Origin of the sequence: Paenibacillus sp. GYB006 (assembly GCF_036577645.1) — a bacterium.
Lineage (GTDB): Bacteria > Bacillota > Bacilli > Paenibacillales > Paenibacillaceae > Paenibacillus.
In genome coordinates, this window is sequence record NZ_JARBDA010000006.1 from 169,262 (window position 1) to 186,072 (window position 16,811).

Sequence of the window (16,811 nt, forward strand, 5' to 3'; positions counted from 1 at the left end):
TTAGATTGTTAATTAAACTCGCTCAGCTCCGCCAAGCGTACCTAACCGAAACTCAAGAAAAAGTAGTTCGTTTCGCCTGCATTTCCTCTGCAAAACGAATCATTTCCTCCAGTTCTTCCTCACTTACTACATCCGTGTTGCCTGTATCTTGAACAATAGGAATCTCGGGTTTTGATCTTGTCTGCTGTTGATATGAACGAGGACGGCTTGGTTTAGAAGTCCGTTCTCCAGCTCCCGTTTTTTCTTTGTTCCCTTTTATTTTCGCTTGATCCCGAATATATTGAACTGCTTTTTCATAAGTATAAACTTGTTTTAGCAGCATATTTGAAGCTATAGCTTCCACAAAATTACGATTGATTCGCTGATCGCTACCTGTTACAAGCATCGTCATCAGATAGTGGATCAGTACATTGATCACTTCTGCTGGCAGCTTATAGCTCAGATCAACCTTTTCAAAAATATCAATCAAATTATCCGGAACAGAACCTGGGAAGAACGTTTGTAATAGACGTAAATAAGGCTCATTCCTAAGCATCATATTATATTGATGAATGTCACATTTGGTTGCAAATTGAGGAGGAACCTCCAGATAGTACTCCATTTCAACGACATGTTCAACAGGGAGTTCATCGCTTGGTTCACTCTGCGCTACCTGACGAAGATTAACCACTTTGGCTGCATGGATACTTTGTTCTTCTTTCCGTTTCTTCCCTTGCCGGAATGTTTGACTCGCCAGTTGCTGAAGTCGATCTAGAATGACCTCGCCTTGCTGATTAAACACACCATCTTCATCAAGCAATCTGCATACATCTTGAACACCTAAGCTATATTTATGGACTACATAATTAATAATCCCCAGCTGTTCTGTATCAAATCGAAGATGTTCCACATGACGACGATTTACGGATTCCTTCGGGAACCGAAGAATAATATCTGAATAGTTCAGTTTGCTTTCTTCCGGTACAGAAACAATCGCTTGATCGGCTCTGCCGCTGGATACTTCGGACAAAGCTTGTTCAAGCTCATAGTCAATTACATGCGTATTCAGCTCGAAAATCTCATAAAAAGGCACCGAAATATTTTCTTTATTCATAGCAGGCATACCAACATCCGGGGCATCTTCCGTCCACAACTGGGACCGCAAAGCCAGCACGGCAAACTTGCCAATTCGATCTCTGAGAAGCAAAGTCAAATGCTGTGTCCTGAAAAACTCTCCAGGCGAAAGCGGTGGACTAAGCTCGTATTCATAGGTATATTCATCTGTCTCTGGTACATACACCCGTGATGTTTGTAAAAGACCGACCGCTTCCAGCTTGGAAGTTTGTTCCATCAGGAACGACCGCCCCTTCTCACTTGGATCTATTCCCAAAGTCAGAAATAATTTACGTTGCTGTTCCATCCCTGAATAACCAATCTGATCAGCTCTTATATGCTGAAACAGCAAATGGTACAAACTGATGGCAAACGCGCCTACCATCGGCTGATAGGCAGAGCTGAGCATCCGTTCGTCCAGGCTGCTAAGGCCAAACTCACGGAAAACGCAGTAACGATGATTTTCTGTAAAGTGAAGCATATTCTTCACGCGCATTGCTCATTACTCCTTCTCTCCGATTTGTAGTGAACTCTATTCTATCATAAAAAGGGCCGGCTTAAATCTTCAAATATAGCCAAAATCCCTGCTTAATCTTTCCGCTATTCCCTCTTATCTGACAAATGTTCGCATTCCCTCTGTTTTTGAAATAGGGTGTTTTATTGTACTCTACTATTCTATGAAAAGGAAAGCGTTTCATGACAAAACCCTCTTCTCAAGATATGAAAAGAGGGCAAGTATACACCTAAATATAATATTGTAAAATCAAAACATTTTGTAGCCGCCTAAACGCAGCTTTTGGATCGTCCATCCACTAAGAATCGCACCTGCCACACCGCTGAGTCCGATTAAATAATCAACAGGTCCATAAGAACTCATATGTGTACCGAAACTTGCGCTTCGATCCCACATGGAGAAAATGACAATGGGTATAAGGACAATGATAAATAGATAAGCAGGAAACCAAGTCGTTTTCATGAGCATATTCAAAATAAAGCCGATTCCAAACATCATAACAAAAAACAAGATCATAAGCACGAGCACAGGTAAAAACTGCATTCGCTTACACCCTCCTTCTTTCTACCAAATCATGAACTACCATCCATAACAGATAATAAATAGTGTAACCGAAAATAGGTGTCTCGGCAATGAACTTTCTAGGTTCCGCCAGCGTATACCGACTTTTAATGAGATCTTCATTTGCCCTGCTCCTTCCGCCTTTGATACAATAGAGTCATTGATTTGATAGATGAAATAATCTGATATACAAAATTTAATATCATATAGGAGTGAAACAAATGAACGAAGCTGCATCGACTCTGGAAGGCTGGTATGCTCTTCATGATTTCCGATCCATTAACTGGGCCGCTTGGCGTTCTGCTGATGAGGAAGCACGCGCTGTTGCTTTAGACGATCTGCAAGAATTTTTACAAGAGTGGACTTCTGTTGAAGAAGCTGGGAAAGGCAGCTCAGCCGTATATACGATCATCGGTCAAAAAGCTGATTTTGTAATGATGCATTTACGTGAATCTTTGGAAGACTTGAATGCACTTGAAAATGCATTTAACAAAACGACTTTTGCTCGTTTTACGACCAAAGCTTACTCTTATGTCAGCGTAGTTGAACTGAGTAATTACCTCGCTGGTAAAGACGCTGATCCGATGCAAAACCCAGAAATTGTAGCACGTCTGAAGCCGATTCTTCCAAAAAGACAATATATTTGTTTCTATCCAATGAATAAAAAGCGTGAACTAAGCGATAACTGGTACATGCTCTCTATGGACGAGCGTAAAGCGATGATGAGAAGTCATGGTCTGATTGGACGCAGCTATGCAGGCAAGGTAAAACAAATCATTACCGGTTCTGTTGGTTTCGATGATTGGGAATGGGGCGTTACTCTCTTCGCCGATGATGCTCTTCAGTTCAAAAAGCTGGTATACGAGATGCGTTTTGATGAAGTTAGCGCACGTTACGGAGAATTCGGATCTTTCTACGTGGGTAGTCTGCTGAATCCGGAATCTTTCGAAAGTATGTTAAAAGTATAATGTAAATGAGCTCATATAATAAAAAGGATGCCCTTATGCGGCATCCTTTTTTGCATGTTTATTCGTTTAGTCATTCTCTTCTTCCAGCTTTTTTAAGGATTCCAGGAATTCAGCCGTGGCCCGATCCCGGTCCCGACCTTTTTCTTTTAACCTTTCAATAGCGGGTAATATCAAAATGTCGATTTCCTTTTGCACGATATAGGATAGATCATACTTTTCCTGCTCTTCGAGATAACTGCCAACTTCCATTAAGGCATGATATCGATCCAGTTCATCTCTTTTGAGTAGTCCTCTTACCTGTACACTGCAATGTCTCATGGTTTAAAAGAACCTTCCTTTTTGGAGTACAAGCGGTATGCCGCCAATCACATATAGATAGCGAATATCCACTGCTTTTTTCAGCTGTGCTGCTTTCCATCCCTTCCACTTCTTCCCGTTCACAATCGCTATGGCTTCCCCTTTACCGAGTGAAGCGACCGTTCCTTTGTGGCTAAATGTGAACTTGCTCAGCTGTTTCCCGCGAATCGAAAGGGCTATATTTTTCGCACAATTAACCCCTTGCTGCATAGCAATTTGAGCCGTCGGTGGATAAGGGCGGCCATCCTTGTTTAGTACGAGTGAGCTGTCTCCTATAATGTAAATATGATCGTAACCTGGCGCTCTCAAATACTCATCTACTTTGACACGTCCGCGTGTCACCTCAAATCCGGCATTCTCGATCAGCTTGTTACCTCGAATTCCCCCCGTCCACACCACGGTAGAGGCTTCAATTCGTTCGCCATCTCCAATGATGACACCACCGGCAAAACACTCTTTGATCGGCACGCCGATTCGAAGAATAATCCCTTTATTCTTTAGTACATCCATAGCATACTCTACTAGTTCTTTATCAAAGCCGGGAAGCGCCGTGGGAGCTGCCTCGACATTGTAGAGTTCAACTTTTTCTGGATCTACATCAAACTCTTTGCATAGACGAGGTAAGCGGTCTGCCAGCTCAGATACAAATTCTACTCCGCTAAATCCAGCTCCTCCAACCACAAATCGTAGACGGCTTGCTACGTTGTCATTTTTATAACAAGCAAACTGGTATTCAATATGTTCTCGAATTAATCTTACGGAATTAATACTGCGAATCGTCATTGCATGTTCTTTCATCCCGGGAATCCCAAATGTCTCGGGTTCTCCGCCTAGACTGACGACCAAAATATCATACGATAAGGTGCCGTCTTCCAGAATTACTTTTTTCTCGTGCGGCCTAATATCTTTTACAGCAGATTTCACAAGATCGATCTTGAACTCGTCAATCAGCTTAGAAATGGGTACCCTTGCATGATCAATAGTATCCGTTCCAGCAGCTGGCATGTGCAGATGCGTTGTTATGTAGTGGTAGTCATGCCTGTTTACAAGCGTGACATCTGCTTCATTGTAGTTCAGTTCCTTTTGAAGTCGCTGTGCGGTTAATATACCGCCATAGCCTGCGCCAAGGATGACGATCTTAGGAATGTTACTCATGCGCCTACCCCTCCAAAATCATTCAACTCATTAATAAAAGGCCTAAGAATATAGCATGAAATTAACGCGTGAAAGCGATAATTTCCAAGTAAGGATTGCTTAGGCATCCTATAATCCCAACTTATAAAAATTGATTACGATCCACCTAAAGACAAAGATAGTTCTATCCCTATTCATTAAAACGACATGTTATGTCATGAGGTTTCAAAACTTTATAAAATAAACGGAAAATACGTAAAAATCAAGAAAAAAATTCACGCAACAAAAATGATAGCGATACAACCTTAAAATAGCAAGTGAAAATATACCCTTTTATAGGTGTAAAATAATGAACAACTACTTTAAATACAGGAGAAACCGAATGGAAGTCACCTTTGCAACAAATTGCGGTAGTGTCTATAATGAAAATGACTTTAAACTTAAGAATCGACAATCTCGTGGATATCCGTGACGTTATTGATTCACAATAACATATAGAGAAAGGTGTGTTCTATAAAATGACGACCTCTGCATCTGAAACTACTTACGAGATGACCGATTTACTCATTATCGGCGGTGGTCCTTCCGGAATGTTTGCTGCTTTTTATGGCGGTATGCGTCAGGCATCTGTAAAAATTGTGGAAAGTATGCCTCAACTGGGAGGCCAGCTTGCCGCTTTATACCCGGAGAAATTCATTTATGATGTAGCCGGCTTCCCTAAAATTACAGCAGGAGAACTGGTGAATAATCTCCTCACACAAATGGATCGTTTTGATACAGACATTAGACTTGAAGAAAAAGTCATTTCTGTAGAGAAAAAAGAAGAACGGCACTTCGTTGTTACGACAGACAAAGATGTTCATCATGCAAAATCCATCATTATTACAGCAGGTGTAGGCGCTTTCGAACCACGCAGACTGGATCTAGAGGGCGCAGCACGTTTCGAAAAAGCAAATCTACATTATTTTGTAAGTGACTTGAGCCGTTTCGCAGGTAAAAAAGTGCTGATCAGCGGCGGCGGCGACTCTGCTGTTGACTGGGCGCTTATGCTTGAGCCCATTGCTGAACAAGTTACACTAATCCACCGCCGGGACAAATTCCGTGCACACGAACATAGTGTTGAGAATCTGATGGCTTCCAAAGTAAATGTGATCACTCCTACCGAAATCGCTGAGCTGCACGGAGAAGATCGCATTACAAAAGTTACTCTATCTCATGTAAAAACCAAAGAAACACAAGAAATCGAAGTCGATGATGTCATTGTAAACTTTGGTTTCATCTCTTCTCTTGGTCCTATTGCTGAATGGGGAATTGATATTCAAGGTAACTCCATCGTTGTTGACACTCGAATGGAGACAAGCATACCTGGCATATTTGCAGCGGGCGATATTACCACATACGAAGGCAAACTAAAACTGATTGCTGTCGGCTTCGGTGAAGCACCTACAGCGGTCAATAATGCCAAAGTATATGTGGACCCGAGTGCCAAATTATCTCCTGGACACAGCAGCAATATGAAAATGTAATATTAAGTTAAATGATAATTGAAGAATAATACACCAATAAAAAAGGGTATCTTACTCCTGACAACGATTCAGGAGGGATACCCTTTGTCTTATATGTGCCCACTATGTAACGGTCTTAATATACCTGCTGCACAACCTTGCCCCACCTGTGGTGAGCCTATCGTGGATTACGGATTAACGGAAGATTACGCCGGGCCTTACAGCCCATATGTGTCATCTTCCGATTATCTTACGATACCAGAAGCTAAAGGCTACTGCATTCACCTCATGTTCTGTCCTCACTGTCTGACGCAGTCTTCCTATGCTGTAGAAACATGGGAAGTGCAAGGTCATATTAGACCGTCAAACCACGAGGATCTCTAATGAAAAATGGCAGGGACGTCGGTGTTCAGTTCACGCCTGAGGATCTCACCTAATAATAACTCGATGAAATCGCGTTCAAGCTGAAGCTCGATTGCCATGTGATAAGAATCGAGCAACATCTCATCTGAAAGCATAGCCATCTCCGACACAACCTTTCTTTATTTTCCTCGTCTCTATTCTATCAAAGATCAAAAAGTAGAACAAGCGTTCTGTTATCCACAACCAAATGTGGAAATCCTGTGTATATTTTGTTAATAAATAGAAAAATCCGAAGTTCTAAAAGGAAGGATATGTGGACAAAATTTATACACAGGACAATAAAGTCATTTTCCAAAAAAATATATTTTAATTATTATTAGAGAAATTAGCTAGATTCAAAGTGAAATGACTAGAAAAAAAGAAACACCCGAACTTATTAACCATTAATTATCTTCCCTAATCACTTTTTTTATCAAATCATTGCGGTCTCGTGTTCACTTCCAGAATCCATATTTTACCGGAGTGATCGAGCCCATAGTCAAAGCCAAGTTCACCAATGCCTGGGAACCTTTCTTCTAGAAGTACGGTGCAGGTCCGTGTAAGTTTGCGCATCTCTTGCTGTTTCACTCTCGCATCAATATGAGGTAAGGAACGACGTAAAGCCTCCCGGCATTTCAGAAGCGTTCCTCCTTTACATACATTGGTTATGACGAGACCTTTTCGAGCATGCCTTCCAAGCATGGCTGTAATCTTCCACTCTGTCTCTTTCTTCACAAATTTTACTCGGTAGTCAATAGGACGTCCCTTCATACGAGCCAAAGTAATGCCTTGCTGAATAAGATAAGTTCTTCTCAATTTATTTTTTGCAAGTGAACGATACATCGATTTATAGTTAGAGAAGCTATACGTATGAGACATTTTCGTAAAGAAATATTTCTCTCCCTCTTTACTCACACGGATAACTCCGTTCCCACCCCCGCCATGCACTGGCTTAACAAATACCATTCCATATTTCTGTAACATATCTTTCAAATGTTGCTCGGTAAATATCGCTGTTTCTGGGATATGATTTGCGATATGAGGATTTGTCTGAAGAACTTCTGTTTTGATCCACTTACTTCCAATAGTTCGATTCATACGTTTCCCTCCTTCAGAACATAAAAAATGAAGTCAGATCGAGTCCTAATATATATATATTTCTGTAACTCTTTCTTCTCTTGTATGTCTGTCCTTATAGAAACGCCTTTTTATGAGGGAAAAGAGAATTGGGATTTTTAGCAAAGATAGGCTATATTAAGAGGTAGATTACGATTAGGAAAGGAGCTTATTACTTCGTGGCTCAATTTATTGAAAGTTTTTATGGGGTTGCCTATTTTGCCATGGCCATCGTACTCGTGGCGGTCACCCTCCTCACCTTTATCACCGGCATTAAGTTTATTCGTGATAAAAAACATATCGGATTTGGAATCGGCTGTATTGGCTTTTCCATTCTTTTTACCGTAATTATTATAGAAGCCATTAAGTTAGTTAGCGCTTAAGCATTGGATCACAGGGGACCATCTTCTCCAAATAAGAGAGAGGTGGTTTTTTCGTATATCTCTTTTTCGGTTACAATAACAAAAACGAGGAAAGAAGGAGCTGTGCTACCTATGTCGGAGCGTATGGGAATCATTGATATCGGATCAAACTCCATCAGACTTGTCATCTATAAAGTGCTGAATATGGGGGCCTACCGGGTTTTATATGAGAAAAAGTATGCGGCAAGACTGAGTCAAAAGGTAGATACGGACGGGACGATCAGCTATGAATCAATCAGCTCTATTCTGCCGGTACTTCGCAGTTATCAGGATATATGTGCAAGCTACCAAGTAACTCACGTCAGAGCAGCCGCTACAGCGGCGATACGTAATGCACAGAATAGCAGCGACATAACGAAGTGGATTAAGGAAGAAACTGGTCTTGAAATCCAGCTGATCTCTGGCGAAGATGAAGGGCGCCTTGGCTTTTTGGGTGTCATTGAGTCCATTTCCTTATCTGACGGATTTATTATTGACATCGGCGGAGGAAGTACGGAGATTACTCTTTTTCTAAATGGTCAATATGAGGAAAGTCTTTCTATTCCATACGGTGCTGTAAATGCACATGCCCGCTATGGAACTTCTACTCACTGGAGTCGTGAGATGGTAGACGATTTCGTAAGTTCCATACATACCTTTTTAAAAGAACATGATTGGACACAGCAGCATCCAGGTCTTACCCTGGTTGGTCTTGGAGGCACGGTTCGTTCTCTAGCTAAGATGGTGCAGAAAAAACAAGAGTATTCTCTTCCCGTCATGCACAATTACCGAATGGAACCGGAAGATATTCGCGTATTTTATAATACCCTTCCTTATATTCCTTCAGATCAACGAAAAAAAACACCCGGCTTATCAAAAGACCGGGCAGACCTGATCATACCTGGTGTAATTTTGTTGCAAACGATCTTCGACTGGCTGGAATCTACACATTACATCGTCAGTGGAGCAGGTCTTCGGGATGGACTCTTCTATGAACTCATGCAAAAAGACTATCCTGATTACATGAATCAGGAAGTATTAACAAAAAGTATTTGGAATCTGCTTCATTTTCATTCCACAGCCCCCGCAGGGCATATGAACCAAGTCCATTCCTGTATGCAGCAGCTGTATCAGGTGCTTGAAGGGGAAGCTTCGGTATCCGACAGCAGAATTATGTATGCCTCCTCCATGCTGTATCGCATTGGGGAACAAATTCAGCATCATAAAGCAAGCCAGCACTCACTCTACTGGATCAAGAATCACGGAGTATGGGGCCTTAGCCACCGTGAAACGATCATCACTGCCATCATAGCCGACTATCATCCAAAAGGCCGTACTCCTGCTGAGATCGATTTTCATCAAGACATCTTATATTCAGAAGACTATAAACGAATTACTCGCCTTGGTTCATTGCTAAAACTTGCTTCTGCCTTGTATGGAAACGGAGGAACTGCCGTAGAATCGATGACAGTAGACAAAAAAGACGACTTCCTGCAGCTACATTTAACTTGCCGCAGAATGCCGTCTATGGAACAGAAAGAAATGGAAGACATAAAAAAAGAAGTAGAAAAGGCTTGGAAAATACATTTATATTGGACTACCTCGATTTCTTCCAAGTCTTAATCTGAATCGCCTCAAATTGACTCCGAAGTAAAGGCTCCTTGTTATTCACCGGGACATAGGTTCCGTTAGATAATAACAGGCGGGCCTTTACATTGTCTTGAAGCGAAAGTTCCAGCGTATTCACCAGTATTTCTTTTAATTTGCGGTCATTAACCGGGCACATGAGTTCGATCCGGCGATCCAGATTTCTTGTCATCCAGTCTGCACTCGATAAATAAACTTCGAAGTCTCCTCCATTCTCAAAGTAGAATATACGCGAATGCTCTAAGAAACGATCGACAATACTGATAACTCGTATATTCTCGCTGATCCCTTCAAGGCCCGGACGCAGGCAGCAAACCCCTCTAACGATAAGCTGAATTTGTACTCCTGCTTGTGATGCTGCATATAGTTCATCGATCATTTCCTGATTAGAAAGAGAGTTCACCTTGGCAATCATTCTTGCCGGTTTGCCGTTCTTGGCATTTGCTGCTTCTCGCTGGATCATTTCAAACAATTTATTTTTCAGCCCCTCTGGTGCGAGGTGAATTTCACCCAGCCCCTGAGCTTCTGAATAACCGGTAATCTCATTAAATACTTGTGAAACATCTTCACCAATCTGTGGACTCGAGGTTAATAACCCGATATCCGTATAGATCCGTGCCGTGTTCGCATTATAGTTACCCGTGCCTACATGAACATATCTGCGAAGTGTATCTTGTTCTCTGCGTACAATTAGAATGATTTTCGCATGCGTTTTGAGACCTAATAAGCCATAAACTACGTGGCAGCCGGCTTTTTCAAGTTCTCTGGCCCAAGCTATATTTCGTTCTTCATCAAATCTTGCTTTGAGTTCTACGACGACGGTGACCTGTTTCCCCATCTCCGCAGCATGTGCCAATGCAGGAATTAACCGTGAGTCTCCATTGACCCGATACAACGTCATTTTGATCGCCATCACATCTGGATCTTCTGCTGCTTCTTCTAGAAAATCAGTCACTGCATCAAAAGATTCATAGGGATGGTACAAGAGAACATCTTGTCTGCGTAAAATTTTAAAAAAGCTTTCGTCCGTATGAAAAATTTCTGGATATACCGGTTTCAGATTCGGATATTTTAAATGATTATATCCTTCAAGCTGGTCAACAAAACTGCCTAGAAACCCAAGATCCAGCGGACCCTGAATCTCAAACATCTGGTCGTCTTTAATACCGAATTCATGCTTTAAGTACGCAAGCGCATTCGGGTGAATGCCCTCCTCCACTTCAAGGCATACCGGAGCCCCCCGCCGGCGGCGTCTTAGCTCTTTTTCTATTTCTTCCAGTAAATCTTCTACTTCTTCTTCATTAATATAAAGATCCGAATTTCGGGTTAAACGAAAGCCATGAACCGACTCTGGTATGTACCCGCTGAACAGCGTATGAATATGATGTTTTATCAGCTCTTCGGTAAGGATAAATGATTTTTTCTTACTGTTCGAACGGAGTGGAACCTGAATCACTCTTGGAATATTGGAAGGGACTTGGACGATAGCAAAATAAAATTCATTTGCGTCTCCTTCTTTCCGCAAGACGACGGCGAGATAAACAAACTTATGATGCACAAGGGGAAAAGGTCTGCTTTGATCTACAGCCATAGGTGTAAGCACAGGAAAAACAATGTCATGATAATATTGCTCCATTGCCTTCTGCTGGGTTGCATTCAGATCTGTGTACTGCATAAATACAATGCCTTTTTTGGAGAGCTGTCTCATGAGATCCCGATAGGAGCGGTACTGTTCCTGAATCATCTTAGAGATCCGCTTCATTAATCGTTTGTATAGACCCGTTGGTGTGTAACCCGAAAAATCTTTTTTCATCAGCTCTGCCTTTATCTTCTCTCTCGTTTCGGCTACCCGCACACTCATAAATTCATCTAGATTCGAGGTAACAATGGATAAAAAACGAACACGTTCTAATAGAGGTGTATCCACATTTTGTGCTTCCTGAAGTACTCTTCGGTTGAACTCAAGCCAGCTTAAATCTCGATTCAAATAAGAATATACTTCACGTTCCGTCCTGTTTTCTAGAATCACATTCTCTTTTTTCATAAGACCCCTCACAGTAAGAATCATTGTAGTAGCTTATTCTATTGTAAACCTTCTTAAAAGAGTCAATCATCAGCCCTATGTTAAATTTATGTAAATATAATGTAAAATCTTCCATTCAGTTGCATATATATATCATAGATAGAATGAAGAATTCATAAAGTTTCGAGCACGAATCTGCCAAATTCTATCGAATGCTTTACAATAGAGTAGAGAGAAGGTAAAGTGTTTACGTCAGCTCTCTTTAGGGCATTAGAACGTAAATTAACACCTAATAGAAGGAGGATACGATGAATTCTAACAAATCTAGAACGCTGCAAAAAAACATAGAGTTTTTTACCGCCGCCTTATCTCAAACCGTCGTTTCCGTCTGGCAGGAAGATTCCGCAGGCGTATATTGCGAAATCGCTCGCGGATATGTAGAAATGTTTTCTAATGATCAGGTTCGAGTTAGAAGTGAGGATGGGATGGAACACCATTACTCCAGAGATACCGTTATATTTCAAACCGAGGTTTAATATATAGATACGACTACACGACACGAAGCAGTTATCCGTTGTAATGTAGTCGTTTTTTATTACTTACAGGTTAGGATGAATAGGGTGCATCAAATTCAATGATGTTCTGATCAGGATCGAGTATGAAAATTTGGGCAAATCCAGCCACACTGTTTGGTCTTGCTTCGTAGGGGATTCCTACTGATTCAAGCCAATGTTTTGTCTTTTCATAACTTTTTACCCACACAGCGAAGTGTCCGTCAGTTGTATCCACGCCGCTGGTCCGAAGTGTCTCTCCTGCGGGGTGCTGCAATAGATGCAGCTGATACCCTTCTCCGATCGCGTACCAAACTCCTGTTGAATCAAAAGGAGGCCGCGTTATCTGTTTTAATTGTAATTTTTCAGAATAGAACTGATGAGCCCTCGCTAAGTCTCGAACAGCCAAACTCACATGATGGATTCGTTCCATTTCAATCACGATGGTTGCACCTCTTCTATTTCTTTTGTGTATCTATATAGGAAATATATTACAAAATAGTCTGTAATGCTATGCTAACACATCCTGCGCTTCTTGTTGATATAAAATCACGGATTATCGATATACTATTTGTTTTTTTATGATGCAGGTAAAAAATACAGAAAGGCTGTCACCATCTCTGTAGTGATGGTGACAGCCTTTCCTTGTAATCCATAATAAATTTAATTAGACAGTTGCAAATAACGAAGTGTTCTCATCAGAATGACAACGGCTTCTTCTTTCGTTACCTTTTTATGCGGAGCCAGCTGACTCGAAGATACTCCATTCAGCAGTTTCTTTTCGACAAGCAGTGCTACGGACGTCTGGGCATAAGGTGAAATATCTCCACGGTCCTTAAATGGTGCAAGGGAAGCTACGTCATCCTCTTCGTGCTTACCTGCATAATGAAGTACATTCACTATGATCACCGCAAGCTCTTGACGAGTGATATCCGCTTTTCCATTAAATGTACCATCCGTTTTTCCTTTTACAAGGGATGCCGCTTTGGCGGCAGCAATCTCTTTCTCATACTTTGATCCCTTAGTTACATCAATGAAGTTAGTGTCGTTTTCATTTGGAAGGAGGCCTAGACCTCTTACGAGAATAGAAATGACCTCTTCGCGTGAAATCGTTTCTTTACCTTGAATACTGCCTTTTACATCAGACAGAAGAATCTGCTTCATCAAAGCCTGTTCCACATCTTCCCCTGCCCACTTCGAGACTGAACCTGTGAATATACTGCTGCTTTGTGCCAAGAAGTAAATACCGCTTGCTGTTTTCTTCATCTCTACCATAACCTTGCCATTAGCAGAGCTCGTTACCAATGTCGGTACAGGACGAATTTCATTCGTACTTTGAAGATAAACAAACCCGCTCAGTTTTTTCTTATCTACTTCTTTTGCATCCAGTGTAATGAGTTCGCTGATATAAAAGGTGCCGAATCTACTGACCTCCTCTGCTGTTCCTTGAGCATTCATGTGCTCTACCTTCAGGTGCATTGGCTTATTCACAGTCCTCAGGTCTTTAAGCCAAGCATTTAGTCCCTTATCCTCTGTTTCGGAAATTGCTGAAACCGTTACTCTGCTATCCCCTGCTTTTGATAATAGGGACACAGGAATATGTTGTTCCGCTCCGTTAATGACCAAGATCAGTTTTGCTGATGCAGATTTCTTACGGATTTCTTCAATTATTGCTTGCGGAAGTGTAACTTCATTCTGATCTGTACTGGTTTTTACGATCACCCTGAAGTTCGTTTCCGCTGCTTTACGAATGGTTTTTAGAGCCTGATCTGTAACCACTGTAATTTTTGCTGTACTTCCATCTATGACCACTTTCGTCTCTAGCTGATTTGTCCCCAGTTCCTGTGCTGGTGGAGCTGGCGTTACAGTAACAGGAGTAGATGGGCTTGTGTTGGTGTTAGGATTTGGATTCGGCTGTGGGTCAGATCCAGGGGAAGTCACTTTTACTTTTTGAGTTATAAAATTCGATACTTTTTCCACGGAATCGCCCGATCTCTTTGTTGCGAGCAGCCGCACTACATGATCTTTGCTTGGATCTACAGAAATGGTATAGCTATTTTTCTCCGTTCCCCCGATATATTCATTGTTTATGAATACTTCGTAATGTGTCGCCCCTGGCACAGTGTTCCAATGCATTTGGTACTTCTGATCTTCTACTTTTTCAAAGCTAACATTCGTTGGAGCCTTAAGCTCTTCTGTATTCACAGCCCCGTCCATTGGAAGATTGGAGGCCAATTCATTAATTAGTGTATGACTGCGATCACTTGTTACATCCCAGTTCATTGAACCGGCAATATCCAGTGATCTAACCATGGAAGCTGTATATTTCATTGTGGTTTCATCATTATAAGTTATGAATATCTTCGTCTCTGGATTGTATACGTAAGATACTTTGGCTGCCTCATTCCACGTTTGAATGTATCCATTTTTATTCACATAGTTGTTCTCGATATCCGTAAAGTCATAGATGCCGGCTTCCCAAGATCCTTTCGGCGGAGCGCCAGTACATACTGCATATTCTCCTGGCGAAGGACAATCAGACCAGCCTTTACCGTAATATGGTACGCCCGCTAACAACTTGTACTCAGGAACACCTCCGTTTAAATGACCGAGTAAAGCACCCAGCACATTGTTACGAGGAGCAGAACTTTTGGGAAGATTGCGATCATAATACAGCGGCGCATTGTGATTCGCTAATTGTTCCCACGTTCCGCTGTAGTCATAGGTCATAATATTGATGAAATCAAGGTAAGTAACGGAGTTTTGCAAATCCGCATTTACCACGAAATTATCTCCTTGTGCTGATGCAATCGTTAGTAAATAATACTTGCCGTCTTCAGCACCAGCTGCATCCAAAGCTTCACGCGCAGTTTTCATGAGAAGTGTGAAATTTTCCGTATCCTCCGGACCGCGTGAATTATTGTCTTCCCCGCCCTCTACTGGATACTCCCAGTCAATGTCGAGCCCATCTAATTCGTATGCTCTCAGGAAATCTACTGCAGAGTTCGCAAAAGCACGACGAGTAACTTCGGAGTTCGCCATCAATGAGAAATAATCTGACCAAGACCAACCGCCAACAGATATCATCATTTTGAAGTCCGGATTTTCCGATTTTTTTGCATTAAAGCGAGTGAAATTTTGGATGTCTTTCTCCTTATCACCGATGATCATCTCCCCATCAAACACGTAATCTGATTGGAGTGGAATGGCTGCATCCTGACAAGGCTCTCCTTTACTATTGATGCCTTTCCAGCACAGATCTGCAAAAGCATAGTTGACATGAGTAAGCTTTGTAACGGCTACATCTTCAGGCTGAAAATTACGTCCATCGGGATATACAGCCCAGGCAGGAAAATAAGACACATGGCTGTAGCTGCTTCCAGGTACCACAGAAACTCTGCCACTTACTTCTGATGTCCAAAGACTGTTTTTGGCAATAACGTAGTATTCATACTTTTGTCCTTCCGCTGCATGATCTGCAACATAACGAACGTCTGCTGTCGTTCCAATCTGAACTCCGTTCTGGTATACCTCATACTCTGCAGCTCCAGGGACAGGCGCCCAGCCAAGACTTACCTCCGACCTCGTAGCAGTAATGACACTAAGCCCTTTAGGAGCAACCAGCTCCCCCCATGTGATCGTTACGGCATTGCTGTTCTTTGAGACAGGATAATCTGTCTTCTGAGCAGCAACTTCAAACTTGTATGTCTTTCCTTGGGTGAGTCCACCGTCAGGTTTGTACTCATACAATGTATCCTGTTCGTTCCAAGTCCCACCGACCCATCCTCCATTTACATAGACATCATATCCGGTTGCTCCAGGGCTTGCTCCCCAGCTGAGGTTCACCGCATCAGACGAAACATCACTAACCGTTAATGCGCTCGGTGGTGTGAGCGGTGTATCCGGATATTCACTTGTATCCGCAGGAGTTGTGAACTCTAGAATATTACTTTTGTTCCCCGCATCGCCGTTCCAAGTAATGTAGATCCGGTATGTAGTTTCCGGATTCAGTCCGGTAAGGGTTCGCGTATAATAACTTCCCCATGTGATCCAGGCATTTGTATCCGCATTATAGATTTGAATGTCGTTATCCTCGACATCTTCCCGGAAATCCCACTCGATTTTAGCTATATTGTGCTTCAGACCATCTTCCGCTAATCTTAGATGCTGAGGAGCGGTCATATCAACTTCTTCATCAAGAACTTCATCTTCAACAGTGACTTCGCTTTCATCAGTGACTTCGCTTTCATCAGTAACTTCAATTTCAATTGGTATTTCACTTTCATCCGGCACTATACTTTCGCTTGGCAATTCACTTTCAGAAATAGCTTCATCCGCTGAAGTTGTGACAGCGGCAGGTGAAGCAGATGTTATTCCTTCTTCCGCATGAGCATAAGAAGGTTGGACCAAGGGTGTGAAAATTAAGATAAACGCAAGAAAGAAATTAATCCATTTGGTTTCTTTTTTCCTCAAAAATGAATTCATTTTTTTCACCTCTATCAAGTTATTAAATTTGTAAATTAAGTTAATCTCTGAAGTC

The 16,811-nt window shown here is 41.8% G+C and carries 15 protein-coding genes; 6 read left to right on the forward strand and 9 right to left on the reverse strand.

Going from position 1 to position 16,811, the window contains the following annotated elements:
* Positions 1–52: 52 nt before the first annotated feature.
* Both PV403_RS15750 and PV403_RS15755 read right to left on the reverse strand, forming a co-directional pair.
* Complete coding sequence (locus PV403_RS15750; protein WP_332085234.1) at positions 53–1,588, reverse strand: DnaD domain protein; 1,536 nt, start codon at positions 1,586–1,588, stop codon at positions 53–55.
* Between the two features lie 267 nt (positions 1,589–1,855).
* Positions 1,856–2,149 (reverse strand): YuiB family protein, encoded by a 294-nt coding sequence (locus tag PV403_RS15755; RefSeq protein WP_332085236.1) that lies wholly within the window; start codon positions 2,147–2,149, stop codon positions 1,856–1,858.
* Between the two features lie 239 nt (positions 2,150–2,388).
* Here PV403_RS15755 and hemQ point away from each other — a divergent pair, with 239 nt between their 5' ends.
* Complete coding sequence (hemQ, locus tag PV403_RS15760) at positions 2,389–3,135, forward strand: hydrogen peroxide-dependent heme synthase (protein ID WP_332085237.1); 747 nt, start codon at positions 2,389–2,391, stop codon at positions 3,133–3,135.
* A 66-nt stretch (positions 3,136–3,201) separates the two neighbouring features.
* On the opposite strand, the gene PV403_RS15765 is transcribed toward hemQ, so the two are convergent.
* Both PV403_RS15765 and PV403_RS15770 read right to left on the reverse strand, forming a co-directional pair.
* A complete protein-coding gene (locus tag PV403_RS15765; protein ID WP_160034815.1) occupies positions 3,202–3,453 on the reverse strand; it encodes a hypothetical protein in 252 nt (83 codons plus the stop codon).
* 3 nt (positions 3,454–3,456) lie between these two features.
* Positions 3,457–4,647, reverse strand: coding sequence for an NAD(P)/FAD-dependent oxidoreductase (locus PV403_RS15770; RefSeq protein WP_213534052.1), 1,191 nt, complete (start codon positions 4,645–4,647; stop codon positions 3,457–3,459).
* A 497-nt stretch (positions 4,648–5,144) separates the two neighbouring features.
* Here PV403_RS15770 and PV403_RS15775 point away from each other — a divergent pair, with 497 nt between their 5' ends.
* A complete protein-coding gene (locus PV403_RS15775) occupies positions 5,145–6,152 on the forward strand; it encodes an NAD(P)/FAD-dependent oxidoreductase (protein WP_213534053.1) in 1,008 nt (335 codons plus the stop codon).
* Between the two features lie 84 nt (positions 6,153–6,236).
* Positions 6,237–6,515, forward strand: a complete 279-nt coding sequence (locus PV403_RS15780; RefSeq protein WP_213534054.1) for a hypothetical protein — start codon at positions 6,237–6,239, stop codon at positions 6,513–6,515.
* On the opposite strand, the gene PV403_RS15785 is transcribed toward PV403_RS15780, so the two are convergent.
* On the reverse strand, positions 6,512–6,655 hold the full coding sequence (locus tag PV403_RS15785; protein ID WP_160034807.1) for a sporulation histidine kinase inhibitor Sda: 144 nt from the start codon (positions 6,653–6,655) through the stop codon (positions 6,512–6,514). The genes PV403_RS15780 and PV403_RS15785 overlap by 4 nt on opposite strands.
* Before the next feature lie 316 nt (positions 6,656–6,971).
* Entirely contained in the window at positions 6,972–7,631 is a 660-nt protein-coding gene (locus tag PV403_RS15790; protein ID WP_332085240.1) for a YheC/YheD family protein, read from the reverse strand.
* A 197-nt stretch (positions 7,632–7,828) separates the two neighbouring features.
* On the opposite strand from PV403_RS15790, the gene PV403_RS15795 reads away from it, so the two are divergent.
* Both PV403_RS15795 and PV403_RS15800 read left to right on the forward strand, forming a co-directional pair.
* Complete coding sequence (locus PV403_RS15795; protein ID WP_213534056.1) at positions 7,829–8,032, forward strand: hypothetical protein; 204 nt, start codon at positions 7,829–7,831, stop codon at positions 8,030–8,032.
* Between the two features lie 111 nt (positions 8,033–8,143).
* Positions 8,144–9,673 carry a Ppx/GppA phosphatase family protein gene (locus PV403_RS15800; protein WP_332085242.1) on the forward strand — a complete coding sequence of 510 codons (1,530 nt, stop codon included), beginning with the start codon at positions 8,144–8,146 and terminating at the stop codon, positions 9,671–9,673.
* Here the strand turns inward: PV403_RS15800 and ppk1 are convergent.
* Positions 9,648–11,741: a polyphosphate kinase 1 gene (gene ppk1 / locus PV403_RS15805; RefSeq protein ID WP_332085243.1), complete on the reverse strand. Its 2,094-nt coding sequence runs from the start codon at positions 11,739–11,741 to the stop codon at positions 9,648–9,650. The genes PV403_RS15800 and ppk1 overlap by 26 nt on opposite strands.
* Before the next feature lie 287 nt (positions 11,742–12,028).
* Here ppk1 and PV403_RS15810 point away from each other — a divergent pair, with 287 nt between their 5' ends.
* Positions 12,029–12,256 carry a hypothetical protein gene (locus PV403_RS15810; protein WP_160034799.1) on the forward strand — a complete coding sequence of 76 codons (228 nt, stop codon included), beginning with the start codon at positions 12,029–12,031 and terminating at the stop codon, positions 12,254–12,256.
* A 70-nt stretch (positions 12,257–12,326) separates the two neighbouring features.
* Here the strand turns inward: PV403_RS15810 and PV403_RS15815 are convergent, their stop codons facing one another.
* Positions 12,327–12,704, reverse strand: coding sequence for a VOC family protein (locus PV403_RS15815; RefSeq protein WP_442951767.1), 378 nt, complete (start codon positions 12,702–12,704; stop codon positions 12,327–12,329).
* A gap of 230 nt (positions 12,705–12,934) precedes the next feature.
* A complete protein-coding gene (locus PV403_RS15820; protein WP_332085245.1) occupies positions 12,935–16,756 on the reverse strand; it encodes a glycosyl hydrolase family 18 protein in 3,822 nt (1,273 codons plus the stop codon).
* Positions 16,757–16,811 lie beyond the last annotated feature (55 nt).

What these genes read in the sequence shown, in the direction of transcription:
- PV403_RS15800 (WP_332085242.1), top strand. Translation starts at nt 8,144, where the DNA reads ATGTCGGAGCGTATGGGAATCATTGATATCGGATCAAACTCCATCAGA.
- PV403_RS15750 (WP_332085234.1), bottom strand. Translation starts at nt 1,588, where the DNA reads ATGCGCGTGAAGAATATGCTTCACTTTACAGAAAATCATCGTTACTGC.
- PV403_RS15820 (WP_332085245.1), bottom strand. Translation starts at nt 16,756, where the DNA reads ATGAATTCATTTTTGAGGAAAAAAGAAACCAAATGGATTAATTTCTTT.
- PV403_RS15790 (WP_332085240.1), bottom strand. Translation starts at nt 7,631, where the DNA reads ATGAATCGAACTATTGGAAGTAAGTGGATCAAAACAGAAGTTCTTCAG.
- PV403_RS15775 (WP_213534053.1), top strand. Translation starts at nt 5,145, where the DNA reads ATGACGACCTCTGCATCTGAAACTACTTACGAGATGACCGATTTACTC.
- PV403_RS15810 (WP_160034799.1), top strand. Translation starts at nt 12,029, where the DNA reads ATGAATTCTAACAAATCTAGAACGCTGCAAAAAAACATAGAGTTTTTT.
- hemQ (WP_332085237.1), top strand. Translation starts at nt 2,389, where the DNA reads ATGAACGAAGCTGCATCGACTCTGGAAGGCTGGTATGCTCTTCATGAT.
- PV403_RS15815 (WP_442951767.1), bottom strand. Translation starts at nt 12,704, where the DNA reads ATGGAACGAATCCATCATGTGAGTTTGGCTGTTCGAGACTTAGCGAGG.
- PV403_RS15770 (WP_213534052.1), bottom strand. Translation starts at nt 4,647, where the DNA reads ATGAGTAACATTCCTAAGATCGTCATCCTTGGCGCAGGCTATGGCGGT.
- ppk1 (WP_332085243.1), bottom strand. Translation starts at nt 11,741, where the DNA reads ATGAAAAAAGAGAATGTGATTCTAGAAAACAGGACGGAACGTGAAGTA.
- PV403_RS15755 (WP_332085236.1), bottom strand. Translation starts at nt 2,149, where the DNA reads ATGCAGTTTTTACCTGTGCTCGTGCTTATGATCTTGTTTTTTGTTATG.
- PV403_RS15765 (WP_160034815.1), bottom strand. Translation starts at nt 3,453, where the DNA reads ATGAGACATTGCAGTGTACAGGTAAGAGGACTACTCAAAAGAGATGAA.
- PV403_RS15785 (WP_160034807.1), bottom strand. Translation starts at nt 6,655, where the DNA reads ATGGCTATGCTTTCAGATGAGATGTTGCTCGATTCTTATCACATGGCA.